Genomic DNA, 25,988 nt, shown 5'->3' on the forward strand with positions numbered 1-25,988 from the left:
CTGGATCGTGTTGATCTCGCCGTTGTGGATGATGTTCCGGTAGGGGTGGGCGAGATGCCACGCGCCGAGCGTGTTCGTCGAGAAGCGCTCGTGGACCATTACGAACGTCGATGTCACTCGCTCGTCGGTCAGATCGGGGTAGTAATCGGGGACCTGCTCGCCCTTCAACAGCCCCTTGTAGACGACCGTTTTCCGGTCCAGCGAGCAGACGTAAAACCGGCTCCATTCCTCGTTTTCCGCCTCCTTGACCCGGTTTTCGAGTGCCCGGCGACCGACGTAGAGCGCGCGGTCGAACTCGTCCCCCGAGAGTTCTTGCGGTTGTACGAAACACTGCCACACGTCCGGTTCCGAATCGAGTGCCGTCTGGCCGATCTCGGTGTTGTCCGTCGGTACGTCACGCCACGCGAACACCTCTACGCCGTGGTCGGAAAGCGTCTCCGTGACGAGTTCCTGAAGCTCCGCGCGTGCTTCCTCTCCCTGCGGGAGGAAAAACGAGCCGACGGCGTACGTCTCGGGAAGTTCGCAGTCGAGAACCTCGGCGAAGAAGTCGTCGGGTCGCTGAAGCAGTATTCCCGCCCCGTCGCCGGTGCTCTCCTCCGCACCGGTCGTCCCCCGGTGTTCGAGGTTCGAAAGCAGTTCGAGCCCCTCCGCGACGACACCGTTGTCGGCCCCCCCGTCGAGATCCATCACGACGCCGACCCCGCAGTTCGATCGCTCGTCGGTCGGGTCAGCGAGCCCCCGCTGGGTAGTCGTCCCGCTAGCGTGGTTGGTCATACTGTCACAGGGGGTTCTCACCCTTATTAACGTGTTCCTGAAGGACTAAGGATCTGTTAATGCCATATTATGATCCTTATGTCACTCATGAACAACCAGGATGTATTAACATCCGTTTGATGAAGATCTGAGAGGCGACCGGTTTCGAGAGGTTTTCTCCTATCTATCGGACGTCCGTCTGCTTTAACGTTGGAGTTTCTGTCCCCCCGGACTTCACGCCTTCTCATATGGTATAGGTCTGTTAATAGATCCCCTTTCGACGCGACTCTAATTCGTGAACCTTCACTCGTTTCCCACCGCATTCGTCTGCTCTCTCCTCCATAATCCACTCTGTCGAACTCCTATCCATTCAATATCCTCGCTACCGAAACAGCCGGTAGATAGTTCGTGCATATGTTATAATCCTCTGCGGCGGTCGAAGAAATAAGAACGATATCATTTGGGAAATGATACTCCTCACGCGCACTGTAGTCAGTATACAAACCGATCGACTATCTCGAACGAGCCCCGGACTGCGAAGAAGATTGAGGCGACGAGAACGATCCCCGTCGCATAGAACGGTATCGGTGTTCCTATACCGAGGACTCCGATGATAAAGTTCACTACGTTGTAGAAGAGGCCGAACAATATAGGCGCGACGAACAGCAACGAGAGTATGAGGGCGCCGATCCGCCCCGCTCTGTTCGAGCTGACTTTGTTAAGGACGTTACGTATATCCATCATAACAATATATATCCCAAAAGGTAATAAAAATTCACTGAAACCGTTCTGGAGTGACCTCGTGGACGGGTCGTAAGCCGATTCCGGCCGATCAGTCGATGTTTCGGAACCGTTCGGGCGCTACGATTCAGTACGACTTCGCGAAGTAGGCCGTCTCCTCCGCGCTTTCCCCACAGATCGCACACTCGCCCTCTGGCTCCTCGCCTTCCATCGGGACCATCACGATCTCGGCGGCGATCTCCTCTTTGATGGCGGTCTCGCAGTCCTCCTCGCCGCACCACGGTGCGCGGACGTACCCACCAAAGCGGCCGATCGTCCCGAGGATCTCCTCGCGGCTCTCCGCCTCGCGGACGTTCTCCTCCAAGTTCTCCTCGGCGGTAGCGTACAGTTTCGCGTAGACGGTGTCGAGGTGCTCCTCGACTGCCTCGACGATCCCCTCGCGCCCTTCGACTGTGTTCACCCCGTCGGGGCGGTGGACCGCCGTTACTTCGTCGTCTTCGACCTCGTGGGGGCCGATTTCGAGGCGAAGTGGCGTGCCCAGCAGCTCCCACTCGTTGAACTTGAAGCCCGGGTTGCGCTCGTCGCGGTCGTCCAACTCGACGCGGAAGCCCGCATCGTCGAGTTCGTCGGCGATCCCTTCGCTGTATTCTAAGACTTGTTCGCGGTTCTCCTCCTGCCAGATCGGGACGACGACGACCTGTTCGGGGGCGACCGTCGGCGGGAGGACGAGCCCCTGGTCGTCCGAATGGGTCATGATCAGCGCGCCGATCGCCCTCCATGAAAGGCCCCACGAGGTGGTGTGTGCGACCGTCTCCTCCTCGTCCTCGTCGACGAAGGTGATGTCGAACGCCTCCGCGAACGACTGGCCGAGGTGGTGGCTCGTCCCGCCCTGCACGCTCTTGCCGTCCGGCATCAGTGCCTCGACGGTCGTGGTCGTCTCGGCGCCAGGGAACTTGTCGTGGTCGGGCTTTCGACCGCGCATCACCGGGATCGCGAGCACGTCCTCGTAGACGTCCTCGTACTGCTCCAGTCTGGTCATCGTCTCCTCCCAGGCGTCGTCATGGTCCCGATGGGCCGTGTGGCCCTCCTGCCAGAGGAACTCCTTGGTTCGGAAGAACGGTTTGGTCTCGGTGGCCTCCCACCGAACCACGGAACACCACTGATTGACTCGCATGGGGAGGTCGCGGTGGCTGCGGATCCACTGGCTCAGGAAGGGTGCGATGATCGACTCGCTGGTCGGGCGCACGGCGAGTCGTTCCTCCAGTTCGTCGTGGCCGCCCTGCGTGACCCACGCGACCTCGGGGTCGAACCCCTCGACGACGTCCTTTTCGCGCTCGAGGTAGCTCTCGGGGATGAAGAGGGGAAAGTAGGCGTTCTGTACGCCCGTCTCTTTGAACCGACCGTCGAGGTAGGACTGGATCGCCTCCCAGAGCGCGTACCCGCGGGGCCGGGTGACGATGAAGCCGCCCATCGGTGCGTAGTCGGCGAGTTTCGCCTTCCGGACGACCTCGGCGTACCACTCGCCGGGGCTGTGCTCCTTCGACTCGGTGATGCCGAGCTCCTGGTCGTTGCTCATATTCGTTGGTGCCCGACGATTCGCTTAAACCCGCGGTATTCGCGACCGACGGTTGTCGGCTCGTTCCGTCGATCTCTCCCTTGCCGTTGACCGTCCGGTTCGTCTTAGCGTGTCGGTAACTATTCGTGTTGTCGTTCCTACACTCGCGTATGGTCGGCGTTTGGGGCGTAGCGGGGGACCTCGAAAAGGAGGTCGCGGCGCGGATCGAGCCGCTGCTGTGGGACGGGAGCGAAACGATCGAAACGACCGCCGCCGACCGGCTCCAGATCGTCACGGCGACTCACGATCGGTCGCCCGATTCGGTTCGAACCGACGGCCACGATACCGTCTGGACGGTCGGCGAGGTCCACGGCTACGAGGGGGATACCTACGAGAACCGGTACGGGTTCCGCTGCAGCGCATCGGAGTACGCCGCCGACCTGTACCGCACCCACGGCCTCGAGTTCGCCGCTGGGATGAACGCTACCGCGAGCGTGTTCATCCATCAGCGCGACCGAAACCGGCTCGTCGTCGCTACCGACCGATTGGGGTCGCATCCGGTCTACTACGCCGAGCTCGACGACGGGGTCGTCTTCTCGACCAGCATCCAGGCCGTTCTCGCTCACCCGGCCGTCGACCCGGCCCTCGACACCGAGGGACTGTATTCGTATTTCGCTTTCAACCGCGTTCCCGGTGTGGATACCCCGTTCGAGGCTATCTCGACGCTTCCACCGGGGGCGATCGCGACGATCGATCTCGATTCCGGCTCGCTCGGTATCGACTGCTACTGGCGCCTCGAATACGATCCGATCGACCGGTCGTTTTCGTACTTCGTCGACCGGTTCGTCGAGCTTCTCCAGCGGGTGTTCGAGGAGCGAGCGGCCGACGACCGGCGCTACGGCATCCTCCTCTCGGGCGGAAGCGACTCGCGGCTCCTCCTCGCGGCGGGCGACATCCCCGTTGCCTATCATCTGGCCGACTGGATGAGCCGCGAGGCCCGCACCGCGGAACGCGTCGCCTTCCTCGGTGACGCCGATTTTCGGCTACTCAGACGGCCCGACGACCACATCGAGCGCATGCTCGAACGGGTCCCCTCGCGGATGAACTTCAACGGTCGGTTCGACCAAGCGCATCTGAACGGGTTCGACGGGCGAATCCGCGCGGAGTGTGACGTCCTCGTCACCGGGCTGTACGGCGATTCGTTCTTCAAAGGCGGGCTCGTCCCGTCGTTCGATCTCGATCTGGGCTCGGTCGGATCGGTCTCGGTACCGGTCGAACGCCGGATCGACTCCGTCGAGGACGCCCTCGACGCGCTCGGCGGATCGCTCCCGCCGTTTCTCGAGACGCCGCCGGAGTTGGATTCGGTCCTGCGCTCGCGGCTCTCGGAACGCCCCGACGGATCGGTGACGTTCCACGGGATCGAGTACTCCTCGCCCTCCGACCTCGCGCTCTTCGAGTCGTACTATCCGCTGTCGAACGACAGCGATTATCACTACTTCGGACTCTCCCAGATGGCCCCCCAGTGGGCCCCGTTTCTCGACAACCGGTTCATCGATCTGGCCCGCTCGATGCCCGCGCGCTACCACATCCGCCGGGACGTCATCACCGCCGCCCTCCGCGCGCTCTCGCCTGCGCTCTCGGCGGTTCCCCACTCCGAAACCGGGGTCCGCCCGACGAGCCCGTTTCCCATCGACCACCTCACCAAGTACGGGTCGCTCTTCTGGCGAAAGCACGTCGCCGACGAGCGCCTCCCCCAGACGTACTACTCGCGGGGACCGTGGCGCGACCGCAGGGCGGTACTCCGCGAGCGCGGCTTCGGTCGCGAGGTCCTCGCCCGAAACGACGACCTCCTCCGCGACCTCCCGTTTCTCGACCGGGAGGCCGCCTACCGGTGTCACGACGCTCACATGGCCGGCGAGGATCACACTGCCGCGCTCTACACCCTCCTTACCGTCCTCGAAATGCCGGTCTTCGATGCGGTCGCCGGGCCGTGACCGTCGCGGCCCACGGGTGCCGCGTCGATGTAGCGGCTCCGGTGCCGGTCAGTGTCCACCGGAGATGTACGCGAAAAACCGGTTGCACAGCGCGATCGCCGCAGCGACGACGAGGGCGACGGTCGCGAGCAGCCAGACGTTGTTGAGGGCCACGAGGGCGGCCGGCGCGGACCCCCAGGCCGCCATCGCCGCCGATAGCACGAGCACGCCGGTGATACCCGCAAGGGTCAGCGCGTAGAGCGTCCGCATCGCCGGCGATACGCTACCGATGGGTTTCAACCCCTCGTTGTGCCGTCCCCGCCTCAGTGCTTCCGGTTCGGCTCGACGGCGAACGGGCTTTCGGCCTCGGTCCAGTTCCAGCCCGGCAACCGCGTCTGGACGCCGGCGGCGAGCGCCGCCTCCAGGTCGTCGGTGCCGGCCCCCTCGCCGGCGTGATGGTGGATGTCCGCGTAGTGGAACGTCGCCTCGGCCAGCAGCCGGCGGGGCTGGTCGCCGGCGATCATCGCGGCCAGCTCCCGGCCCAACAGCTCGTCAACGACGAACCCCGGATAGTCGCCCTCGACGTCGAGCTCGCGGAGGATCGCCACGAGCGCGGCGACGTTGACCGCGCGGTCACCGTTCGCGCCGACCGCGTCGATGGCTTCGTGATACCCTTCGGCCGAGATCGGGTCGACCTCGGTGGCGAAGGCCTCGCCGAGGTCGGCGCGAACCGAGTTCACGAGCGGAACGACGGTCGAGTGACGGTCATGGATCCAGTCGAACTGCGCCTCGACTCCCGCCGGTGTGAGCTGCATGGCGTGCGTTAGGCCGAAGGGATTTTATAATACCAACGTCATACCGTCGAGCAAGCGGGTTTTCCTCGGCAGTGTCCGGGGCCCAGACCGGTATCGCCACTGGTAGCTGTATCGCGTCCACTGACGATGTCTCCAATGTCACGTTCGAACGGATCGACCGTCACGAGCGACCCGATCGCTCGACGACGCTCCTCCGGCGTGGCGGCGCGCCCGCGACTCCAGTCTCACCTATGAGCACGGTAGATCAGAAACTCGACGACGCACTCGAAACGATCAGAAACGAAATCCCGGCCGACATCTCCGTCTCCGACGTCACCTACGAGGGGCCGGAGCTCGTCGTCTACACGCGCGAGCCAAAGAAGTTCGCCCAGCAGGGCGATCTGGTTCGCCAACTCGCGAGCAAGCTTCGCAAACGCATCACCGTCCGCCCGGATCCGGACGTGCTCGCGCCGCCCGAGAAGGCCCGCGAGCGCATCCGATCGGTCATCCCCGACGACGCCGGTGTCACGGACCTCGACTTCCACGCCGACACCGGCGAGGTCGTCATCGAGGCCCAGAAACCGGGCATGGTGATCGGCCGCCACGGCTCGACGCTCCGGGAGATCACCAAGGAGGTGGGCTGGACGCCCGAGGTCGTCCGCACGCCACCCATCGAGTCCCCGACGGTTTCGAACGTCCGGAACTTCCTCAAACAGGAGCGCGACGATCGGCGCGACATCTTAGAGCGGGTCGGCCGCCAGATCCACCGCGAGCAACTCTCCGACGAGCAGTGGGTCCGGATCACGACCCTCGGGTGCTGTCGCGAGGTCGGACGGGCCTCCTTCATCCTCTCGACGGCCGACACCCGGATCCTGATCGACTGTGGTGACAAACCCGGCGCGGAGGGCGAGGTCCCCTATCTGCAGGTGCCCGAAGCGCTCGGATCGGGAGCGAACTCCATCGACGCGGTCGTGCTGACCCACGCCCACCTCGACCACTCGGCGCTGCTCCCCCTCCTCTTCAAGTACGGCTACGACGGTCCGATCTATACCACTGAACCGACACGGGACCTGATGGGGCTGCTCCAACTGGACTATCTGGACGTCGCCGCAAAGGAGGGCCGCACGCCGCCGTATGCCTCGGAGATGGTTCGAGAGACGATCAAACACACCATCCCGATCGAGTACGGCGACGTCACCGACATCGCGCCCGACGTCAAGCTCACGATGCACAACGCGGGCCACATCCTCGGGAGTTCCGTCTGTCACTTCCACATCGGTAACGGGATGTACAACGTCGCGTTCTCGGGCGACATCCACTACGACGAGACGCGCCTGCTCAACGGTGCGGTCAACGACTTCCCGCGCGTCGAGACGCTCGTGCTCGAATCGACCTACGGGGGACGTAACGACTACCAGACCGACCAGAGCGACTCGGAGAAGAACCTCGTCGAGACGATCAACGAGGCCTACGACCGGGGCGGAAAGATCGTCATCCCCGCCTTCGCCGTCGGGCGCTCCCAGGAGATCATGCTCGTCCTTGAGGAGGCGATGCGAAAGGACAAGATCCCCGAGATGCCGATCCACCTCGACGGGATGATCTGGGAGGCGACGGCGATCCACACCACCTACCCCGAGTACCTGAACGACGACGTCCGGGACCGGATCTTCCACGACGACCAGAACCCCTTCCTCGCGGACTACTTCAACCACATCGACCGCGGCGAGGACGAGCGCCAGGAGGTCGCCGACGGCGAGCCCTGTATCATCCTTTCGACCTCCGGGATGGTCACCGGCGGGCCGATCATGTCCTGGCTCGAACACCTCGGACCGGACCCGGACAACACGATGGTGTTCGTGGGCTACCAGGCCCAGGGCACGATGGGCCGGCGGATCCAGAGCGGCCGCGACGAGATCGCGATGGGCAACAGCCGCGGCCCCGCCGACCGGCTCAAGCTGAACCTCGAAGTCGAGACCGTCGATGGCTTCTCGGGTCACGCCGACCGCCAGGGCCTCGAGAACTTCGTCAAGACGATGAACCCCCGCCCGGAGAAGGTGCTCTGTGTCCACGGCGATGAGCGCTCGGTCCAGGACCTCTCCTCGGCGCTGTACCACAACTACAACATGCGGACGTTCTCCCCGAAGAACTTGGAAACGTTCCGCTTCAAGTGAAAGCCCTCGGCTGACCCTGGCGGGTCAGCCTCGCCCTTTTCATTTCCGGCCAGGTTCGGCCTAGTCGCGGTGCGCGATCGCGCACCGCTCTCGGCGACGCCAGCCTTTCCCCGCTCCGCTCACGCGGGCGGCGAGACATGCCGCCCGCGTTCGCACCGGCCACCGCGTCCACACAGCAATCGAACCGCAACGAACCGTATAGCCGCCGAACAGTAACCGTTCTCACGCTAGGGCGCGAAACGGGACCAATGCGCCGGCTTGGCTCGCGGAAGTGGCTCGCCCTCGGAACTCTCCTCGCGGCGGTCGCCACGGCGGGGAGCCTCTACTTCAGCGAGGTGCTCGGCCTGACGCCGTGCGACCTCTGCTGGTACCAGCGAATCTTCATGTACCCGCTAGTGCCGGTTCTGGGGATCGCGGCGTTCGAGGACCGACCCACCGTCTCCGCCACCGCGCTCGCGCTCGCGATTCCCGGTGGGACGGTCGCGGCCTACCACTCGACCATCCAGCGGGTCGGAAGCGGGGCCTGCACGGTCGGCGGGGGCTGTACGTCGATCCAGTACGAACTGCTCGGGCTCTCGATCCCCAACATGGCGCTTCTCGCCTTTCTCCTCGTCGGAGTGGCGACGTTCGCCGCGAGCCGGTCGGCCTGACCCCGTCGGACGGTCCCCTTTATCTCCCCGCGGCGCGCGTCCCGCGTATGGCTTCGACCCGCGGGCTCGCTCGCGCCACGGCCGTCACCCTTGCGATGGTGCTGGTCGCCGCGGCGCTCGTCGGCCTCGTCTACGCCGAGACGCCCTACGGGCCCGACGAGGATCCCGCAGACCTCGCACCCGGCGTCTCAGTCACCGAAACCGAGACGGGCTATCTCCTCTCCGATGGTCCTCTCACCGACGATACCGTTGGATTAGTCTTCTACCCCGGCGCTCGGGTCGCCCCCGAGAGCTACCTCCCGCACCTCGCGCCGCTCGTCGCCGAACGAAACGCTGTCGTGATCGTCCCGGAGATGCCGCTCAACTTCGCGGTCTTCGATATCGACGCCGCCGACGAGGTGATGGCTTCTCAACCCGACATCGAGCGATGGTACGTCGGCGGGCACTCGCTGGGCGGCGCGATGGCCTGCGAGTACGCCGACGGCGAGCGGGTCGAGGGGCTCGTCCTCTTCGGCTCCTACTGCGCGAGCGATCTGAGCGAGTCGGAGACTCGGGGCCTGAGCGTTCTTGGGACCGCGGACGGCGTGATCGACGCCGAGCGCGAACGCGACTCGCGTGCGAACCTCCCGCCCGGTACGGAGATCGTCACGATCGAGGGGATGAACCACGCCCAGTTCGGACCGTACGGTCCCCAGCGAGGCGATAGTGATTCCGAAATCCCCGACGAAGTGGCCCGCGAACGGCTCTCAACGGTTCTAGTCGAGTGGTTCGAGCCCGTAACGGAGCCGCGCTAGTCGGCCTCGGCGGGGTCGACCGCCGTCTCGCTCACCTCGTCGACTCCGACCCGGTCACAGAGGTCGTACATCGGGCAGGCCTCGGGGCCGTCGAGGCAGGCGGGTTTGCGCGCCGAGCAGTACTCCCGGCCGAACTGGATGCTCACGGTGTGGCCGAACCCGCACTTCTCGGCGGGCACCTGCGCTTCGAGGATTTCACGGACCTCCTCGTGGTCCGCGTCGGGCGGGGCGATCCCCATGCGCCGGTAGATCCGATGGACGTGGGTATCGACGGGGAAGACGCCGCCCCGACCGCCCGAAAAGAGCAGCACGCAGTCGGCGGTTTTGGGTCCGACACCGTGTATTTCGAGCAACCGATCGCGAACTACCTCCGGTTCACCGTCACGGACGAACGCGTCGAACTCGGCCTCGGAGCCGAACTCCTCGCGGATCTCCTCGGCCGCCGCGATTATCACTTCCGACTTCCGGTTGTAGAGCCCCGCCGAACTGATCGTCTCGACGAGTTCGTCCTGATGAGCTTCGGCAAGGGCCTCGACTAGATCTCCATCGGAATACCGTTCCATCAACGACTCGTGGGCCGGCTGGCTCGCCTTGTCCGAGGTGTTCTGGCTCAAGATAGTACGGACGAGACACTCGAAGGCGTCCTGTCCTCCATACGTTTTCTGCCAGTAACGCTCCCCCAATCTATCGATCACCGCCTCGGTGCGGCTGTCGGCTTCGCTCGGATCGAACGTCGCCTCACTCCCGCCGCCGGGGCCGCCGCTGATGTTCTCGGCCGGTTCGTCTGCCATACCGCTCTTTGAGGCTTGATCGTACAAAAACCGCCGTTTGCACTCCCGCGTTATCGGGGTACTAACCCCGAACTAGTGGCAAAATAGTAATAAATATTGGCGACCGACCTCCCGCATGAACGTCCCACCCCTCGTGTGGGTGGTTACCGCCATCGTCGTTTCCGCATCGCTCATTGGGGTCGCGGGCGCATCAATGGTGAGCGAACCGGCCGATCGGTGCTTTCCCGATTCCGGCTACGAGTTCTCTGTCGGCAACGAGACGCGGGTCGATCTGACGCTTCACCTCTCCTTGCTTACGAACCTCGGTGATCCTGGTGGGTTGGGCGTCGAACTCCTCGGCTCAACGACCGATACGGATATCGTTTCGCTGCGAACCGGCGTGCTCTTCGACGGAGTCGAGAGCGCGGGCGGGTTCCTCTCCAACCCCTTCGAGTCGTTCTCGGTCGTCTTCGAGTACGCGCTACAGCTCCCAATGCTCGGTGAGGACGTTCGGTACGAAAGCGATGACGCGCCCGTGTCGGGTCCCATCGGGACGGCCGGCTGTTGATCGCCCTACTCGACTCGAACCCGCACCGTCAGGTCGGCGCCGTCGGCCAGCGCCGCGACGAACTCCCGGTCGAACCCCGCCGCCGCCGTCCCCGCACCGACCACGAACGTCCGCCCGTCGACGTACTCGCTGGTGCGCCCGACCATGCTTCGCTCGTTCTCGAAGGTGAGGTCGGGATGGCCCCGTCCGACGACCTCCTCGACGTGACCGTCAGCCTCGAAGGTGACGGTGATTTTCGCGTCCTCGTCCCGGCAGGCCTCGACGAACTCGGAGTCGAACTCCGTGGGCGCGCGGTCGGCTTCGACCGCGAGGATGCAGTCGCCGGCGGGCGTCAGCCAGTCGTCGGTCGTGACCTCGAAGGTACTCGCGTGCTCGGCACTGACGTTCTCGTGACCCCTCGCGCGGACGACTTCTTCCATACCTCCATTCCCCGCTCGGGGGCTTTCAGTCGAGCGGATCGTCGCCGTCCCGGTTCCAGGCCTCGCTCGCGAACTTCCCGTCGGCACGCTCGCGGGCGGCCGCCAGTTCGGCGTCGCTCCACGTCCCCTCCTCGGCGCCGGCCCACGCTCTCAGGGACTCCTCGAGCGCCTCGACGGCCCGCTCGCGACCGTCGACCCCCTGCTGTCGAAGGCTCGTCACACGCGCTTCGAACTCCTCGGGGGTCGTTTCGGGGTTCGCGAAGGCCGAGAGATGGCGCTCGGGCAGCGACTCGAAGGAGATCGAACCGTGCTGAATGATCGCGTCCTTCCGCCTGTACTGGGCGTTCCCGCTCAGCTTCTTCCCGCCCGCGACCACGTCGTGGGCCGGATGCAGTTCCCGCAGGTAGCAGGCCGGCTGGTGGATCTCCGGCTGAGATTCCTCGGCGAACCCCGCCTCGACGCCCAGTCGCTCGAAGGCGTCGAGGATCGGCTCGCAGAGCAGTTCGTACGTCTCCATTAGGTTCCCGGGCAACTCCGCCGCGGGCGCGACGATCGAGTAGGAGATGTCCCCCCACGAGTCGTGGTAGATCCCCCCGCCGCCGGTCGGCCGCCGCGTGACGGTGATTCCCTCCCGGTCGCAGAAGGTCCAGTCCACGGTCGCGGGATCCTGATGGTAGCCAAGCGAGAGCGTACTCGGTTCCCAGCGATACACCCGCAGGGTTCTCGGGCCGCCTGCGGCGGCCGTGGCGGCCGCGACCTCGTCGAGCGCCATGTTGATCGTCCCCTCCTGGGACTCCTCGCGGACGAGCCGCCACTCCCGCTCCGTTCGCTCCATACGTTGACTACCGCCGACCGCCCCAAAGCGGTTCCGAACGACCCCGTTTCCGATATAATTTCCATACTAGAAATACCTGAAAGCATTTACCGGGGTCGGAGAATGGCGGGGTATGGACAGACGAACGTTCCTCGCCACCGCCGGTGCGGGCTTCGGGCTCGCGACCGGTGCTGTCAGTGCCGCCCCCTCCTCCGATCGTCCACCGCTCAGGCTCTACTCGCCGGCCAGCCAGCTCGCCCCCGACGGGGGGCGGCTCGCGGATGACGGCGTCGTCGCCGCGTGGGCCGAACCGACCGCGTACAACTTCGCCGCCAGCCGGACTGACCCGACCGAGTACGGCGATCGGATCCCGTTGGTTTCCCTGGACGGACGTGTAGCCGGGATCGGTTCGATGCTGGTCGCCGACCCGGCAAAACAGGGCGGGGACGCGACCTACGCCGAGTCGAACGGGCGAGCGCTGCTCTCGCTGTGGGACACGCTGGTCGTGGGCAAACGGATCTACTGGGACGGCTCCCACGACCAGTACTGGTCGCTCGACGCCTTCGGATCGTTCCGCGAACGTGCCGAGAAAGCGGGGTACGTGGTCGAACCGACGACCGCCGTCGATCGACTGACCCTCGCGAACGCGGACGGGCTCGTGATCACGACGCCGCCACGGGCGTTTGACTCCGGGGAACTCGACGCGCTCGCGGCGTTCGTCGAGGGCGGCGGCGCGCTCTTCCTGCACGATCAGGCGAACTTCCGTGGGCTCGACGAGACCGACAACCTGAACGCGATCGCCGAACGCCTCGATCTCTCCTTTCGGTTCAACGCCGACGAGGTCAACGACGACGAATCGAACGCCGGTGCGCCATTCGCGGTGTTGACGACGGTGTACGACTCCGCCGTGTTCGGGGCCTGATCAGTCCGCGCTCACACGACAGCCCTCCGTGGCGTACTCGACGCTCTCGATGGAGTCGATGGGATCGTCGCCACAGACGGGACAGTCGGAGTTCCGCCTTACGGGGACCTCCTCGAAGCTCATGTCGGCGGCGTCGTATGCGAGCAGCCGGCCTTCCAGGGGCTCGCCGAAATCGAGGACGAGCTTCATCGCCTCGGTCGCCTGGATGCAGCCGAGGGTGCCCGGGAGCACGCCGAGCACGCCCGTACTCGCACAGTCGGCCACCTCGTCCTCGGGCGGAGCCTCGGGGAACAGACACCGATAACAGGGTCCCCGATCCTTGCCCTCTCCGGCGGGGAACGTGATCGCCTGTCCTTCGAACTTGTAGATCGCGCCGTGGGAAAACGGCGTGTTCGAGAGGGTACAGGCGTCGTTGACGAGATACCTGGTTCGAAAGTTGTCCGACCCGTCGACGACCACGTCGTACTCGGAAATGAGGTCCTCGACGTTCTCGGGTTCCACCCGCATCTCGTGGGTTTCGACGGTGACGTCGGGGTTGAGCCGCTCGACGTATCTTCGGGCCGATTCGACCTTCGGCTCGCCGACGTCGGCGTCCCCGTGGACGATCTGGCGCTGGAGGTTCGAGCGCTCGACGCTATCGTCGTCGGCGATCCCGAGGGTACCGATCCCCGCCGCGGCCAGGTACTGGATGATCGGCGAACCCAGCCCGCCCGCGCCGATGACGAGCACGCGCGAGTCGAGCAGTTTCGCCTGACCCTCCGGTCCGATTTCGTCCATGATGATGTGTCTGGAGTAGCGGTCGAGTTGGGTGGGATCGAGCGAGAGGTCCGCCATACCGTTCCTAGGGCGGCGAGGGTGATAAAGCCGTAGCCGATCTCGAATCGGGTAGCCCCTGTCGGGGTCCCTGTAGGCCATCTGTGTTGGTTCACGCAGGCCTTCACGGCGGTGATCGTCGGTGCCTTTCTCGCGGCGGTCTGGTGCGTCGCCTTCTCGATCCGCGTCCCCAAGCGAAAGCGCGTGCCGAACGCCGTCGGTATAGCGGCTTCATGATGGTCGCGGGCTCGCGGCTCGCCCCGGTTGCAACATCGGAAACATCTACTCGGGGCTCGCCGAACCCGTGATCCATTCCGTTATCGCCAGTATCGACATCGTCGCCGGCATCTACGCGACGACCCACTGGATCTACCGTGACGTGGGTGTGTGATCTGACTGCACCTCCGAGACGAGACGTATCGTTCGATAAACGCATCAGACGCGACCGACACTATACGACACCATGAGTGGACCATCGCTCGACGACTTCACGGACATGCCGGAGGACGTACCGGATCTCCCTCAAGCGACGATGATCGGGAAGATCGATCCCGGGGACGTCGAGGCCGAACGCGCCGATGAATCGGTCGACGTGATCGACGTCCGCGATCGCGACGCCTACGCCGAGGGTCACATTCCCGGTGCGGAGAACGTCCCGCTCGACGAACTCGAAGACCTGGTCGAGGAGCGTGACTGGTCTGAGACGGTCGTTACCGCCTGTTATCTCGGCAAATCCTCGGTCCAGGCCGCTCGGCTGATCGAGGCCTACAGCGACGCCGAGGTCAAATCGATGGCCGGTGGCTACGAGGACTGGACGTACGACCTCGCGTCCGACGACTCGTAGCTCGCAGCGCGGCGAAAAACCGTTCGACGTCCTAGCGGTCGCGACTCGGACGGGTGTGTTCGGTACCCTTGCCCTTCGTGCCGAGGCCGCGGTTCTGCTTGCCGGTGCTTGTCAGACCGCGCAGCGCGCGGTTCTCCTGGCTCGACCCGCAGATCCAGCTCAGGTCGTCGTCGTTCTCGATCACGGGGTGCTCGGGGTCGACGAGGATCACTTCGAACCACTTCTGGGAGCCGTCCTGGCCCACCGAGTAGGAGTTGAGCACCCGCAGGTTGCGGTACGTCCGGGTCGCCCGTTCCTCGGCCACCCGTTGAAGGTTCTTGTTGCGCGTCACGCGGGTGACGCCCTGGCGCTTCGAGCGTCGCCCGGCCTTGTGGCGCTGCTTGCGGGCTGTGCCCTTGCGAATGCTGACGCGTGCGAGGACGACGCCCTGTTTGGCCTTATAGCCCAGATCCCGCGCGCGGTCGAGGCGTGTGGGTCGCTCGATGCGCTCGATTGCGCCCTGTTCGCGCCACTCCTGTTTTCGCTGCCACTGGAGTTCGCCCAGTGCCCCCTCCTTGGGGTTCTTCCATGCGTCTCGGATGTGTGAGTAGAAGCTTCGTGCCATTGGGTATCACCACGGGCGTTGGGTGGTTCAGTCCGCGCGGCGTGTCGAGCCCCGTAGACCACATCCCTGCCTGCGACCCGACGGTTGCAGGTGCCTGCTGGTGCCCGTTTCCCAGCGTACACGGTTCTACCCCCGAATAACGGTTAAGCCCTTCGGATTACTTGACAGTCGATTCGATCCAGCCGGTGAGGATCTCCACGAGAACGGTCGCAAAACCGCTCGATTCGCTCCAGAAGGCCGCCTCGCGGTCGTCGCCGTCCCCGAGTACGCTCAACAGAACCGCCCGGTCGTCGACGACGACCAGTCTCGCAGCGCGCTCGTTGCGGAGGTTTTCGGGGGAGGCGTACACCGCCATCGCTCCGTCCTCGAACAGCGCCCGGACCGTTGAATCCTCGCTGACGATCGCGACCTCGACCCCGCGCTCTTCGGCGTCCGAAAGCGCGTCTCTAAGGGACTCCGTAACTAGATCCGTCGAGTCGGCCCCGAAGACGACGCGGCTCTCGGCCGTCCTGACGAGATGCTCGATCCGGTCGGTGACGTGTTCCTCGCCGTCGACCGACCAGATGTCCTCCCGTTCCTCGCCACCCGGCTCCGAGCGTTCGCGGACCGATTCGAGATAGTCGAACGCCTGATCGCGCTCGCTTGCGAAGCGCTCGGCGAGGAGCTCTTCGGCCTCGTCGAGGCTCACCGGCCGGTACTGCATCGGCGTCGAGTGCTGGACCTCGATCAGCCCGCGCTCGGCGAGGTTCTCCGCGGCCCCGTAGACCTGCGAGCGTGGGATCTCCGAGACACGGTAGACGTCGCGCGCCGTTCCGGTCCCCAGTCTCTGCAAGGCAATGAATACTTTCGCCTCGTAGTTCGAGAGTCCGAGGCGTTCTAACGCGTCGACGGCTGCCGTTTCATCGGTCGTCATAACATCGCCCGTTTCGTGTAGGCACACGATGCCTATAGAAGGGCATTCCGATTACGAACGCACGGCTCGCCCCCGGATGATCGGCGCTACCGGCGGGATCCCGACGGAGACGCGTTGGAGGGCTTCGACTTCGAGGTCGGGGTTCGAAACGAACCACTTGGGGGTGTCCCGGTCGAATCGACACCCGCCTGCGGCGTGTCGCCAACAGGGTGTCAGCCGTTCTTGGAACGTCGCCTGCCAGCCCTCCGCGCGGACGTGCTCGAGAAAGCGACACTCCGCACCGGGTTTCAGCACGCGAACGATCTCCTCGACGCTCGCCTCGACGCTGTCGACGCTACAGAGCACCAGCGAGACGACGACCGCGTCGAAGGTCCCGTCGGGGTACGGCAACGACTCGGCGGTCCCGTCCTCGATCGAGATCGCACAGTCGAGCTCGGCGGCCCGATTCGCTGCCCGCGATCGCATGTGTGGATCGGGATCGACCGCGTCCAGTTCCAGCCCGCGATTACAGAGGTACGGAACGGTCGCGCCGGTCCCACAGCCGAGATCGAGCACGCGCCCGGAGAGGTCGGCCGCGAGCCACTCTCGATGCGGGCGGAATCGACTCTCTACAACCCTCGTCAGGGGGTCATACAACGCTGCAAACACCGGGTGAGCGTCATCCATATCTCGATTCGGTCCGGCAGGGTCTTTACTTCGATGACGGGTGATTCACGTCTCGCGTCAGTTCCACGGCGCGTAGTCGCGGTCGATGATCCGGTGTTCCCGGTCGATGCCGTCGATCCGGGCGATCTCCTCCTCGGTCAGTTCGAGTTCCCGGGCCGCGAGGTTCTCTCGGATGTGGTCCTCGCTCGTCGAGCGCGGGACGACGGCGACGTTCTCCTTCGAGAGCAGCCACGCCAGCGCGATCTGTGCCTCCGTCGCCTCACGGACCTCGGAGATCGACCCGAGAACGGGATCATCGAAGACCTCGCCGCGTGCGATCGGGCAGTACGCGACCAGCCAGTGGTCGTGTTCGGCGGCGTATTCGCGTAGTTCCTCCTGCTGGAGGTACGGATGACACTCCACTTGATTCGCGAACAGCGGCGCATCGAGTATCTCGCGGGCCTCGTCGAGCTGCTCGGGCTCGAAGTTCGAGACGCCGACGTTGCGTATCTGTCCTTTCTCGCGAAGCTCGTCCAACGTGCCGAGGGTCGTCTCGGGGTCGTAACAACCCGCCGGCCAGTGGACGTATAGCAGGTCGACGTAGTCGGTCCGAAGCTTTTCGAGGCTCTCCTTGACGGAGCCGACGATGTCCGACCGTTCAGGACCGGGAACGTCGATGTGAACGGTTTTGGTCGCGAGAAACACGTCCTCGCGATCGATGTCGGCCCGCTCGATCCCCCGTCCGACGTACTCCTCGTTCTCGTAGACTTGGGCGGTATCGACGTGGCGATAGCCCGCGTTTAGAGCCGCCTCGACGCAATCGATCCACTGCTCGCGGTTCGTGTCCGAATAGGTCCCCAGACCGATCCGTGGTAGCTCCCCGGTCATGTCCCAACGGTTCGGAGACGGTATAATCAAGCTACCGCCATCGAATCATCTCCAGAGGTTCGGAACTTGCCGGATCTACAAACAGATAATGATTAATATCAACGAAAACCAGGCCTATGGAAAGTGATGTTCGAATCATAGGACGAACATAAAATTGACGTGATAGAATAAACGCATTATGATGTGAAAATAAGTCGGCGAGAAGAGCGCCGCCGCTACCCAGAAACTACTCTCAGAAAGTCGAATTACCGTTAGTCAGATGGTTTCAGGCAATGCAGGAACGTATCAATACAACTAACAACACTCGCCACTGTACTCGCCTCTGTCTAGGTGTAATGGAACGTCAGGTTGGACAGCGATATCCTCATTCGGGTGTTCCCGCAGGTTCTAACTTAGAAGTTATATACGCAAGCGTTGCACTTACTCCGCCGACGATCACTGCGATAGCCCCGCCCAGCACTACTGCCCACCCCAACCGGAAGAGCAGACTTGGTGGTCCGGCTGTGATACCAATCCCACCTAGATTGAGTCCGAGCCCAGCTCCGCACCCGTAACAGAGTCCAAGCGGCCGTCCGATGCTCTCCGTGTAGAGGGTGGCGCCAGTCGCAGTAATTACCAACATCGCTAGATAACCGTGCCACCATAGATACACATGAATATTATAATATAGAGACCTACCCAGTACTGTAGAGTTTTCCAGAACCAAGTAAAAGTACACCGCCGTGATAATGAAGGCGGTAAACATATATCCAATTGCATTGGGAACCCCGCTTTTGTTTCCCGTTCTTGACTCGCCTAATCCATCTGGAGTCGCCATAGGATCTATTACTCCTACTCCCAATTGAATACTAGATCCATTCGATATTTCTAGTAAATGAAATAAATAAGCGGTCCGTGTATTGACCGACTACCTCTCGACTGTCTGTGCAAGCTCCGTGACGATGCTCCTGTCCGTAGCGTCGGCTGTTGTGGTCAGGGCTGGCTGAGCAAAGCCACAGCTCTCCGAGGGGCAGACTATTGGTCGAAGAGATTGCGACCGTGATTAACTCACGCTAATAACTTCAGTTATTTGTCAGTTTGTAGGAATCCATTCTCCGAACTTCTGCTCGACCAGCGGTTTTATATCGTCCTATCTGATTCATCGTTCCTCGCGGGGCTTTTAGGGGCGTCGCTCCTACCGGCGTCAATGACACGGAACGTCGCGAGCGTCATGCAGGAGCTCGCAGCCGAGGATTTCCATCTGCTGTCCGGCGTCGAACACGGGATGCGGTTCAGCGAGTGGGTCGACCGGGAGAAGCTTCCCCGTTTTTCGGGTCTCTCCTCCGAAGAGGTCGACTTCCGGCTTGATCGCTGTCTGGATCGCAAGCTCGTCGAACGAAAGACCATCCAGTACGAAGGGATCCGTCTCCGGATGGACGGCTACGACGCACTCGCACTGCGCACCTTCTCCCAGCGAGGAACCATCGAGGGATTTGGGGTTCCCCTCGGGGTCGGAAAGGAAAGCGACGTCTTCGAGGTCCAGTCCTACCGTCCGATGGCCCTGAAGTTCCACCGCGAGGGGTATACGAACTTCAGAGAGGTTCGCCGCGAACGCGATTACACGTCCGAAAAGGAGCACCTCTCGTGGTTCTACACCGCCCGAAAGGCCGCCGAACGCGAGTACGAGGCCCTCGAAGCGCTCTATCCCGACGTCTCGGTTCCGCGTCCCGAGGACCAGAACCGCCACGCGCTGATCATGGAGAAGATCGACGGGGTCGAACTCTCACGCACGAGGCTGGATACCGAGCAGGTGCGCCCGATCCTCGACATGATCCTCCGAGAACTGACGACGGCCTACAAACTGGGATACGTCCACGCCGACATGAGCCAGTACAACGTCTTCGTCGCGGAGGACGGGATCACGATCTTCGACTGGCCACAAGTGGTCCCTGCCGACCACGAGAACGCAACGGAGTTCCTCGCGCGCGACGTTCGCAACCTGTTCGGGTATTTCGAGCGCAAGTACCCGGGGCAAGTCCCCGAAATCGACGAGGACGAACTCGTCCGGACGGTTCGCGACGGGGAGTTCGAGCATCTCGCGGCTCTCGAATGAATTCTATTCGACGATATCGAAATCGATTTCACGAGTTCCTCGGGCCCGGTTCGTACGGATCCAGTCGGTCCATTCGTCGGCGATGAGGTGGGCCACCTCATGCGGACGTACAACACACGCAACTCCCGCCACCGTCTCTCACTACATCTGTTCCGTCATCAAAAGCCCGTTCAAGGAAGTGAACGTGGTTTCGTTGCTGGTAGTCTCCCCGATCGGGCGAAGTATTATATCATATAAAAATCATTTTTGTATGTGAATCAGATATTCTCGAACCTTTTCGGATCCCCCTTTAACCTGTTTCACGTAGTGTTCTTAGTTCTCGTCGGTTACTGGGTTTTCCTTGACGCTACCGAGCGAGGGAGTAGCGTGAAATTCTGTGGGCAATCGGGTGTACTGTCCTTCAGCCCCTCGTTATCGGGTATCTGCTTTACCGAAGCCGGATCGGGGCAAGGACTGAACCCGCCGGAGTCAACGAGCGACTCGTCGGTACCTTCGTGATCAGCCATTTTCTCGCGGCGCAACTCTGGTTCGTCCTGCGGTTCGCTACTGTGATCGCGACTACTGTGTACTCACCTGTAGTCGAAGCACAGTATTACGTTGTTCTATTCATAGCAGGCGTGATTCCCGGATACTGGCTCGTCTGGAAGCGGGGATGGGCACGCGTCCGTGGGAATATCGGCTGGGCTCAGGAGTCAGAACGTACCGAGGCACAGTACTAGCGAATACAACCGCCACTATACTCACGATCCCTTCCAGACTAACTGGACGTTCAGATTGGTAGTGGTACAACGGCTGGATCAATGCAGACACGAGTTTTGGCGTTCGAAACTACTGCGATTCGGTCGGTCCGAGCCTTCGTCTACTCCCGGCAGTCGGGATGGTCCGTCTCGGTGTTCCGTCCGAAGGCGGCGTCGCGAGCCGTCATCCACTCCGGATGTCTGACGAGAACACAGACGGGAATCGTCTCGATACCGAGTAACTGGGCGAGTGTCAGGCGATGGCGGCCGTCGACGTGGAGGAGTTGACCGTCACGCCCGACGTCCACGACGACCTCCTCGGTCCTGCTCTTCAAGAACTCCCTGTCCCCCCGATCGCGCTGAATCGACTCCTGGCTCCGGTAACCGTCCTGATGAAGGGTCTTATAGAGGCGTTCGTAGGCTGCACACCGTCGGGCGATCTCCGCCCGCGAGCTCCAGCTGTGGGTGTCCTCCCCACGGTCGATCTCCCGGAGATGACGCCGTATCTTGTCGGTCTCCTCCCATGGAATGCCCTCGACGAAGCGCTGTTCGAGCATTTTGTAGGTGTCCGTCTCACTGACCAGCGTCGGCATCGGGTGGTCCGGATCCGGCCGGTCCCAGTCGCCGCCTCGAACCGATCCCAATCCCGCCTTCCGATCCGCCCAGGCGGGATGGGGTCGCATCGTGTTGTGGGTGATCAGGGCCGGGTCGACCCACTCGATCTTGAGCGGGTCTAGCGGCGCGTTATATCGAGCCGTCTCGAACGACCGACTCCGGCGGTAGTATCGCGGGGCGAGCCACCAGTAGAGATCGCTTGGAAGCCACCGGTAGCCGAACAGCGCTTTTTCGAGCGTCTTCCACGCGAGACGACGGATCCCGCCCACACGATAGGCTTCTCGCGTACGGAGGCTCAGATCGCGGGCCCTCGCTGGGAGCCATTCGCTCATCCGGTGATCCCCCCGGGGTCGTCGACGAGTTGGCCCTGCGAGGGCGGCCCGTCGAGCGCCGAATAGACCGCTGTGGACGATGTGAAGACCATTCTTTCGATCGACGGCACGCTCTGTGTGGCTTCCAGTAGCCGCCGCGTTCCGAGGAGGTTCACCGCGAACGCCTTCTCGGGGTGGTCGTCACAGTAAGGGATGTAGCCTCCGAGTTCCATTAGCACCGACTGAAAACGCCATCTATGGATATCAAGACACCGCTATTGCTGTCTCGGGTCGCTCCATAGACGATTATATCCCACCCGATCCCGTCCTCGAACTCGATGAAAGTGCTCCATCTCCCGTATTTCGAGAGCAACGACTACCAGAACCGACTGCTCGAAAGCGTCGAGAAACAGGGTATCCCACTCCTAATCGGGGAGTCAATGGAGTACTTCCCGTTCGTCCGGAACTACCGCCGCGAGCGCTTCGACGTCCTTCACCTCCATTGGACTCACCCCTTTTTCGTCGTCCCCAGCTACTCCGAGTCACGGCTCGAAGGGGCGGTCCAGTTCCTCCGGTCGGCCCTGCGGGCTGTCGCGTTTCTCCTCGACGTTCTGGTGCTCAAACTCTTGGGAGTCGGCCTCGTCTGGACGGTCCACAACAAACACAACCACGAGCGCCATCACGTCCGCCTCGATCACGCCGTCAGCCGCGTCCTCTCCACGCTCGTCGACCGGATCACCGTCTCGTGTCCGAGCGCGAAGGAAACCGTCGTCGAGCTGTTTCGTGCCGATCCCGAGACGGTCCTGATCATCGAGGAGGGCAACTACATCGGCTCGTATCCGGACGAGATGAGTACCGCGGAGGCGCGCGAACGCCTCGGGATCGACCCGGAGACCTTCCTGTTCGTCTTCTTCGGACAGATCCGCCCGTACAAGGACGTACCGGGCCTGCTCGACGCCTTCGACGAACTCGATTTCTCTGCGAAACTGCTCGTCGCCGGGCGACCGAGCGACGACGAACTGCGCGAGCGACTCGTCGAACGGCTCGCGACGATGCCCGACGCCGCGGGCGTCCTCGAGTTCGTCCCCGACGGGGAGATCCAGACGTACGTCAACGCCGCGGACGTCCTCGTCCTTCCCTACCGGGAGATCATGACCTCCGGATCGGTGATGTTGGGGCTCTCGTTCGGCAAGCCGCTCGTTGCACCGCGATTGGGCTGTATTCCCGCGCTCGTCGGCGAGCAGGGGGCGTTTCTCTACTCCCCGACGGATTCCGATGGACTGCGCGACGCGATGACGGCCGCCTACGAGGCACGCGAGGGTCTCGATGCAATGGAGGAACACAGCTACGAGCGGGCGGCAGAGTTCCCATGGGGACCCATCGGCGAACGAACCGCGGCCCTCTACCGGCAAGTGACATTGGGGTAGACGGCGAGGACGACGCGTTCGACGATAGATCGTCCCGACGACGGCGAGGAGGCCAGCCGTCACCACCGCCGCGGCGCTAATTCCGCCGGCCAGTTCGTCTCCCCGTTTCCCGTTCTATCGTGCTACTAGTCCCCACTGCTTGCCGCTGAAACCGATGACTATACCCTCTCCGCACCCATACCGTTCTCCCAATGAGTCGGGATTTTATTGAGGTCAAAGGGGCAGAGGAACATAATCTCAAGGACCTCGACGTGTCGATCCCACGCGAGGAGTTCACGGTCGTTACTGGTCTCTCCGGATCGGGCAAGTCCTCGCTCGCCTTCGAGACGATCTACGCCGAGGGCCAGCGCCGCTACATCGAGTCGCTCAGCGCCTACGCCCGGAACTTCCTCGGGCAGATGGACAAGCCGCAGGTGGAGTCGGTCGAGGGGCTCTCGCCGGCGATCAGCATCGACCAGAAGAACGCCGCGAACAACCCTCGTTCGACCGTCGGCACCGTCACCGAACTCCACGACTACCTCCGACTGCTGTACGCGCGGGTCGGCACGCAGTACGACCCAATTACGGGTGAGGAGGTCGGCGAGCAGAGCGCTCAGGACATGGTCCGCGGGATCCTTTCGTTACCCGAGGGGACCCGGGCGATGATCGCCGCGCCGGTCGCACGCGACCAGAAGGGCGCCTTCGAGGATCTCTTCGACGAGCTCGTCAGCGAGGGCTATTCCAGAGTCGAGGTCGACGGCGAGAGCTACGACCTCACGCTCGAGAAACCCGATCTGGACAAGAACTACGATCACACCATCGACGTGATCGTCGACCGCATCGAGATCGCGCCCGACGCGCGCTCGCGGATCGCCGACAGCGTCGAGACCGCGCTGGAGGAGGCCGACGGCGTCCTCAAACTCATCGTGCCCGATCCGCCCGATGGGATGGATCTGGGCTCGAACACCCGCTCGACTGGCTCGCTCGCCGGCGAGGGCGACGAGCGCGTGGTAATCGAGTTCTCCGAGGAACTCGGAAACCCCAACAGCGACTTCCGCTTCTCGGCGATCGAGACCCGGTCGTTCTCCTTCAACAGCCCCTACGGGGCCTGCCCGGAGTGCGAGGGGCTCGGAAAAACGAAGGAAGTCGACGAGTCGCTCGTCGTCCGGGACTCTTCGAAGTCCCTGAAGAACGTCTTCGAACCCTGGAGCTACAACCGCTCGTACTACAGAACGAGAATCGACGCCGTTGCGGAGCACTTCGGCGTGAGCCCGTCGATACCCTTCGAGGAGCTTTCCGACGATGTCCAAGAGCAGTTCCTCTACGGGACGAACTCGCAAGTGGTGTTCAAGCGCTCGACGCGAAACGGCACCCGGCGGAAGGAGAAACGCTTCGAGGGCGTTATCCCGAACCTCGACCGGCGCCACGTCGAGACCGACTCGGACTCGACGCGCGAGCACATCGAGAAGTACATGGCCGTCACCGAGTGCCCTGCCTGCGAGGGCACCCGGCTGAAGGAACAATCGAGACACGTCCTCGTCGACGACACTGCGATCACCGAGGTCAATCGAATGAGCATCGGCGACGCCCTTGCGCACTTCGAGGGAATGGAGGCGAACCTCTCCGAGCGCGATCTGACGATCGCCGAGGAGATCCTCAAGGAGATCCGTGCCCGTCTCGGTTTCATGGAGGAAGTCGGCCTCGAATATCTCACCCTCGATCGGGAGGCCTCCTCGCTGTCGGGCGGTGAGAGCCAGCGCATCCGGCTTGCGACCCAAGTGGGATCGGGACTGGTGGGCGTGCTCTACGTGCTCGACGAACCGTCCATTGGACTTCACCAGCGCGACAACGACCGCCTTCTGAACACCCTCGAAGGGCTGCGCGATCTGGGCAACACCCTGATCGTCGTCGAACACGACGAGGCGACGATGCGCCGCGCGGACACCATCGTCGACATGGGCCCCGGCCCCGGAAAGCGCGGCGGCGAGGTCGTCGCCGAGGGCGACTTCGACGAGATCTGTGCCGCGGAGCGGTCGATCACCGGCGATTACCTCTCGGGGCGCAAGGCGATTCCGGTGCCCGAAACCCGGCGAGAGTTCGAGGAGACGCTGACGATCAGGGGCGCGCGCCAGCACAACCTGAAGGACATAGACGTCGAGATCCCCGTGGGAGCGTTCACGGCGATCACGGGCGTCTCGGGGTCGGGCAAGTCCACCCTGATGTTCGAGATCCTCTACAAGGCGCTCGCGCGCCGGATGAACGACAATACGTCAGTCGACCCCGGCGACCACGACGACGTCGAGGGCATCGAGACCATCGAGAAGGTCCGGTTGATCGACCAGTCGCCCATTGGCCGGACCCCGCGGTCGAACCCCGCGACGTACACCGGCGTCTTTGACTACGTCCGCGAGCTGTTCGCCGAGACGAGCCTCGCGAAACAGCGTGGCTACGAGAAGGGCCGCTTCTCCTTCAACGTTAAGGGCGGGCGCTGCGAGGAGTGTGGCGGGCAAGGTACTGTGAAGATCGAGATGAACTTCCTCTCGGACGTCTACGTGCCCTGTGAGGCATGTGGAGGATCGCGGTACAACGACGCGACCCTCGACGTCGAGTACAAGGGCGAGACCATCGCGGACGTCCTCGACATGAGCGTCGAGGAGGCCCTCGAATTCTTCGAACACGACACGCGGCTCAAGAGCCGCCTCCAGCTCCTCTCGGACGTGGGACTCGACTACATGCGACTGGGCCAGCCCTCGACGACGCTTTCGGGAGGTGAGGCCCAGCGTATCAAACTCGCCGAGGAATTGGGCAAGCGAAACACCGGTGACACGCTCTACCTGCTCGACGAACCCACGACGGGCCTCCATAGCGAGGACGAGCGAAAGCTCATCAGCGTGCTTCAGCGGCTGGTCGACAACGGCAACTCGGTCGTCGTGGTCGAACACGAACTCGACCTCGTGAAGAACGCCGACCACATCGTCGACCTGGGCCCCGAGGGCGGCGAGAATGGAGGGAAAATCGTCGCCGAGGGAACGCCCGAAGCGGTCGCCGAGATCGAGGCCTCACACACGGGTCGCTACCTCCGGGACCTGCTTCCCGCGGTCGACATCGAGGGCCCCCGCGCCGACGAGCGTCGGCCGGCGATCGCCGACGACGACTGATCCGCGGAAGCTCGGTCGTCCGCGCCTTCTTTTCCTTG

The 25,988-nt window shown here is 63.3% G+C and carries 25 protein-coding genes and 2 pseudogenes; 11 read left to right on the forward strand and 16 right to left on the reverse strand.

Annotated features, from left to right (window positions below):
* The 3 genes and pseudogenes from EAO80_RS14705 to proS all read right to left on the reverse strand — a co-directional run.
* Positions 1 to 774: pseudogene (locus EAO80_RS14705) on the reverse strand (glutamate synthase subunit alpha); the annotation flags it as partial.
* A gap of 471 nt (positions 775 to 1,245) precedes the next feature.
* Positions 1,246 to 1,494, reverse strand: a complete 249-nt coding sequence (locus tag EAO80_RS14710) for a hypothetical protein (protein WP_162994026.1) — start codon at positions 1,492 to 1,494, stop codon at positions 1,246 to 1,248.
* Between the two features lie 127 nt (positions 1,495 to 1,621).
* Positions 1,622 to 3,070, reverse strand: coding sequence for a proline--tRNA ligase (gene proS / locus EAO80_RS14715; RefSeq protein ID WP_122090629.1), 1,449 nt, complete (start codon positions 3,068 to 3,070; stop codon positions 1,622 to 1,624).
* 149 nt (positions 3,071 to 3,219) lie between these two features.
* On the opposite strand from proS, the gene EAO80_RS14720 reads away from it, so the two are divergent.
* Positions 3,220 to 5,043, forward strand: a complete 1,824-nt coding sequence (locus tag EAO80_RS14720; RefSeq protein WP_122090630.1) for an asparagine synthetase B family protein — start codon at positions 3,220 to 3,222, stop codon at positions 5,041 to 5,043.
* Positions 5,044 to 5,091: 48 nt separating this feature from the next.
* On the opposite strand, the gene EAO80_RS14725 is transcribed toward EAO80_RS14720, so the two are convergent.
* On the reverse strand, positions 5,092 to 5,292 hold the full coding sequence (locus EAO80_RS14725; RefSeq protein WP_122090631.1) for a hypothetical protein: 201 nt from the start codon (positions 5,290 to 5,292) through the stop codon (positions 5,092 to 5,094).
* A 53-nt stretch (positions 5,293 to 5,345) separates the two neighbouring features.
* The gene (locus tag EAO80_RS14730) at positions 5,346 to 5,837 is read right to left on the reverse strand and encodes a hypothetical protein (RefSeq protein WP_122090632.1); all 492 of its coding nucleotides are present in this window, start codon (positions 5,835 to 5,837) and stop codon (positions 5,346 to 5,348) included.
* A 230-nt stretch (positions 5,838 to 6,067) separates the two neighbouring features.
* Between EAO80_RS14730 and EAO80_RS14735 the strand changes: the two genes are divergently transcribed.
* The 3 genes from EAO80_RS14735 (at position 6,068) to EAO80_RS14745 (ending at position 9,431) form a co-directional block, all read left to right on the forward strand.
* Positions 6,068 to 7,987, forward strand: coding sequence for a beta-CASP ribonuclease aCPSF1 (locus EAO80_RS14735; RefSeq protein ID WP_122090675.1), 1,920 nt, complete (start codon positions 6,068 to 6,070; stop codon positions 7,985 to 7,987).
* A 248-nt stretch (positions 7,988 to 8,235) separates the two neighbouring features.
* The gene (locus tag EAO80_RS14740; RefSeq protein ID WP_122090633.1) at positions 8,236 to 8,637 is read left to right on the forward strand and encodes a disulfide bond formation protein B; all 402 of its coding nucleotides are present in this window, start codon (positions 8,236 to 8,238) and stop codon (positions 8,635 to 8,637) included.
* 47 nt (positions 8,638 to 8,684) lie between these two features.
* Positions 8,685 to 9,431, forward strand: a complete 747-nt coding sequence (locus EAO80_RS14745) for an alpha/beta hydrolase (RefSeq protein WP_122090634.1) — start codon at positions 8,685 to 8,687, stop codon at positions 9,429 to 9,431.
* On the opposite strand, the gene EAO80_RS14750 is transcribed toward EAO80_RS14745, so the two are convergent.
* Entirely contained in the window at positions 9,428 to 10,222 is a 795-nt protein-coding gene (locus EAO80_RS14750; RefSeq protein ID WP_122090635.1) for an endonuclease III domain-containing protein, read from the reverse strand. The two genes, EAO80_RS14745 and EAO80_RS14750, sit on opposite strands and share 4 nt — an antisense overlap.
* 115 nt (positions 10,223 to 10,337) lie before the next feature.
* On the opposite strand from EAO80_RS14750, the gene EAO80_RS14755 reads away from it, so the two are divergent.
* The gene (locus EAO80_RS14755) at positions 10,338 to 10,769 is read left to right on the forward strand and encodes a DUF7332 family protein (protein WP_122090636.1); all 432 of its coding nucleotides are present in this window, start codon (positions 10,338 to 10,340) and stop codon (positions 10,767 to 10,769) included.
* Positions 10,770 to 10,774: 5 nt separating this feature from the next.
* Here the strand turns inward: EAO80_RS14755 and EAO80_RS14760 are convergent, their stop codons facing one another.
* Together EAO80_RS14760 and EAO80_RS14765 are read right to left on the reverse strand one after the other, a co-directional pair.
* Positions 10,775 to 11,188 carry a DUF371 domain-containing protein gene (locus tag EAO80_RS14760; protein ID WP_122090637.1) on the reverse strand — a complete coding sequence of 138 codons (414 nt, stop codon included), beginning with the start codon at positions 11,186 to 11,188 and terminating at the stop codon, positions 10,775 to 10,777.
* Between the two features lie 25 nt (positions 11,189 to 11,213).
* Positions 11,214 to 12,023, reverse strand: a complete 810-nt coding sequence (locus EAO80_RS14765; protein ID WP_122090638.1) for a lipoate--protein ligase family protein — start codon at positions 12,021 to 12,023, stop codon at positions 11,214 to 11,216.
* 112 nt (positions 12,024 to 12,135) lie between these two features.
* On the opposite strand from EAO80_RS14765, the gene EAO80_RS14770 reads away from it, so the two are divergent.
* On the forward strand, positions 12,136 to 12,924 hold the full coding sequence (locus tag EAO80_RS14770) for a DUF4350 domain-containing protein (RefSeq protein ID WP_122090639.1): 789 nt from the start codon (positions 12,136 to 12,138) through the stop codon (positions 12,922 to 12,924).
* Here the strand turns inward: EAO80_RS14770 and ubaA are convergent, their stop codons facing one another.
* Positions 12,925 to 13,758: an SAMP-activating enzyme E1 gene (gene ubaA / locus EAO80_RS14775; RefSeq protein WP_122090640.1), complete on the reverse strand. Its 834-nt coding sequence runs from the start codon at positions 13,756 to 13,758 to the stop codon at positions 12,925 to 12,927. It abuts the gene before it with no gap.
* Positions 13,759 to 13,869: 111 nt separating this feature from the next.
* Here ubaA and EAO80_RS20970 point away from each other — a divergent pair.
* Both EAO80_RS20970 and EAO80_RS14785 read left to right on the forward strand, forming a co-directional pair.
* Positions 13,870 to 14,128 (forward strand): annotated as a pseudogene (locus EAO80_RS20970) (YeeE/YedE thiosulfate transporter family protein); the annotation flags it as partial.
* Positions 14,129 to 14,200: 72 nt separating this feature from the next.
* Positions 14,201 to 14,581, forward strand: a complete 381-nt coding sequence (locus tag EAO80_RS14785; protein ID WP_211330723.1) for a rhodanese-like domain-containing protein — start codon at positions 14,201 to 14,203, stop codon at positions 14,579 to 14,581.
* A gap of 31 nt (positions 14,582 to 14,612) precedes the next feature.
* On the opposite strand, the gene EAO80_RS14790 is transcribed toward EAO80_RS14785, so the two are convergent.
* The 5 genes from EAO80_RS14790 to EAO80_RS19850 all read right to left on the reverse strand — a co-directional run bounded on the left by EAO80_RS14790 (position 14,613) and on the right by EAO80_RS19850 (position 18,448).
* Positions 14,613 to 15,185, reverse strand: a complete 573-nt coding sequence (locus EAO80_RS14790; RefSeq protein WP_122090641.1) for a 50S ribosomal protein L15e — start codon at positions 15,183 to 15,185, stop codon at positions 14,613 to 14,615.
* A 157-nt stretch (positions 15,186 to 15,342) separates the two neighbouring features.
* Positions 15,343 to 16,098 carry a TrmB family transcriptional regulator gene (locus EAO80_RS14795; RefSeq protein WP_162994027.1) on the reverse strand — a complete coding sequence of 252 codons (756 nt, stop codon included), beginning with the start codon at positions 16,096 to 16,098 and terminating at the stop codon, positions 15,343 to 15,345.
* Between the two features lie 51 nt (positions 16,099 to 16,149).
* The gene (locus tag EAO80_RS14800) at positions 16,150 to 16,764 is read right to left on the reverse strand and encodes a class I SAM-dependent methyltransferase (protein WP_122090643.1); all 615 of its coding nucleotides are present in this window, start codon (positions 16,762 to 16,764) and stop codon (positions 16,150 to 16,152) included.
* A gap of 57 nt (positions 16,765 to 16,821) precedes the next feature.
* Positions 16,822 to 17,631 (reverse strand): aldo/keto reductase, encoded by an 810-nt coding sequence (locus EAO80_RS14805; protein ID WP_122090644.1) that lies wholly within the window; start codon positions 17,629 to 17,631, stop codon positions 16,822 to 16,824.
* A gap of 364 nt (positions 17,632 to 17,995) precedes the next feature.
* Entirely contained in the window at positions 17,996 to 18,448 is a 453-nt protein-coding gene (locus tag EAO80_RS19850; RefSeq protein WP_162994028.1) for a hypothetical protein, read from the reverse strand.
* Between the two features lie 369 nt (positions 18,449 to 18,817).
* On the opposite strand from EAO80_RS19850, the gene EAO80_RS14810 reads away from it, so the two are divergent.
* Positions 18,818 to 19,723, forward strand: coding sequence for a serine/threonine-protein kinase RIO2 (locus tag EAO80_RS14810; protein ID WP_122090645.1), 906 nt, complete (start codon positions 18,818 to 18,820; stop codon positions 19,721 to 19,723).
* A gap of 859 nt (positions 19,724 to 20,582) precedes the next feature.
* Here EAO80_RS14810 and EAO80_RS14820 read toward each other — a convergent pair.
* Both EAO80_RS14820 and EAO80_RS14825 read right to left on the reverse strand, forming a co-directional pair.
* On the reverse strand, positions 20,583 to 21,407 hold the full coding sequence (locus EAO80_RS14820; protein WP_122090646.1) for a ParB N-terminal domain-containing protein: 825 nt from the start codon (positions 21,405 to 21,407) through the stop codon (positions 20,583 to 20,585).
* The gene (locus tag EAO80_RS14825; protein WP_122090647.1) at positions 21,404 to 21,619 is read right to left on the reverse strand and encodes an NAD-dependent epimerase/dehydratase family protein; all 216 of its coding nucleotides are present in this window, start codon (positions 21,617 to 21,619) and stop codon (positions 21,404 to 21,406) included. The genes EAO80_RS14820 and EAO80_RS14825 overlap by 4 nt, the downstream gene beginning before the upstream one ends.
* A 105-nt stretch (positions 21,620 to 21,724) precedes the next feature.
* Between EAO80_RS14825 and EAO80_RS14830 the strand changes: the two genes are divergently transcribed.
* A complete protein-coding gene (locus EAO80_RS14830) occupies positions 21,725 to 22,813 on the forward strand; it encodes a glycosyltransferase family 4 protein (protein WP_122090648.1) in 1,089 nt (362 codons plus the stop codon).
* 191 nt (positions 22,814 to 23,004) lie between these two features.
* Positions 23,005 to 25,950 (forward strand): excinuclease ABC subunit UvrA, encoded by a 2,946-nt coding sequence (gene uvrA / locus EAO80_RS14835; protein ID WP_122090649.1) that lies wholly within the window; start codon positions 23,005 to 23,007, stop codon positions 25,948 to 25,950.
* The last annotated feature ends 38 nt before the right edge of the window (positions 25,951 to 25,988 follow it).

This window comes from Halalkalicoccus subterraneus, from assembly GCF_003697815.1.
Lineage (GTDB): Archaea > Halobacteriota > Halobacteria > Halobacteriales > Halalkalicoccaceae > Halalkalicoccus > Halalkalicoccus subterraneus.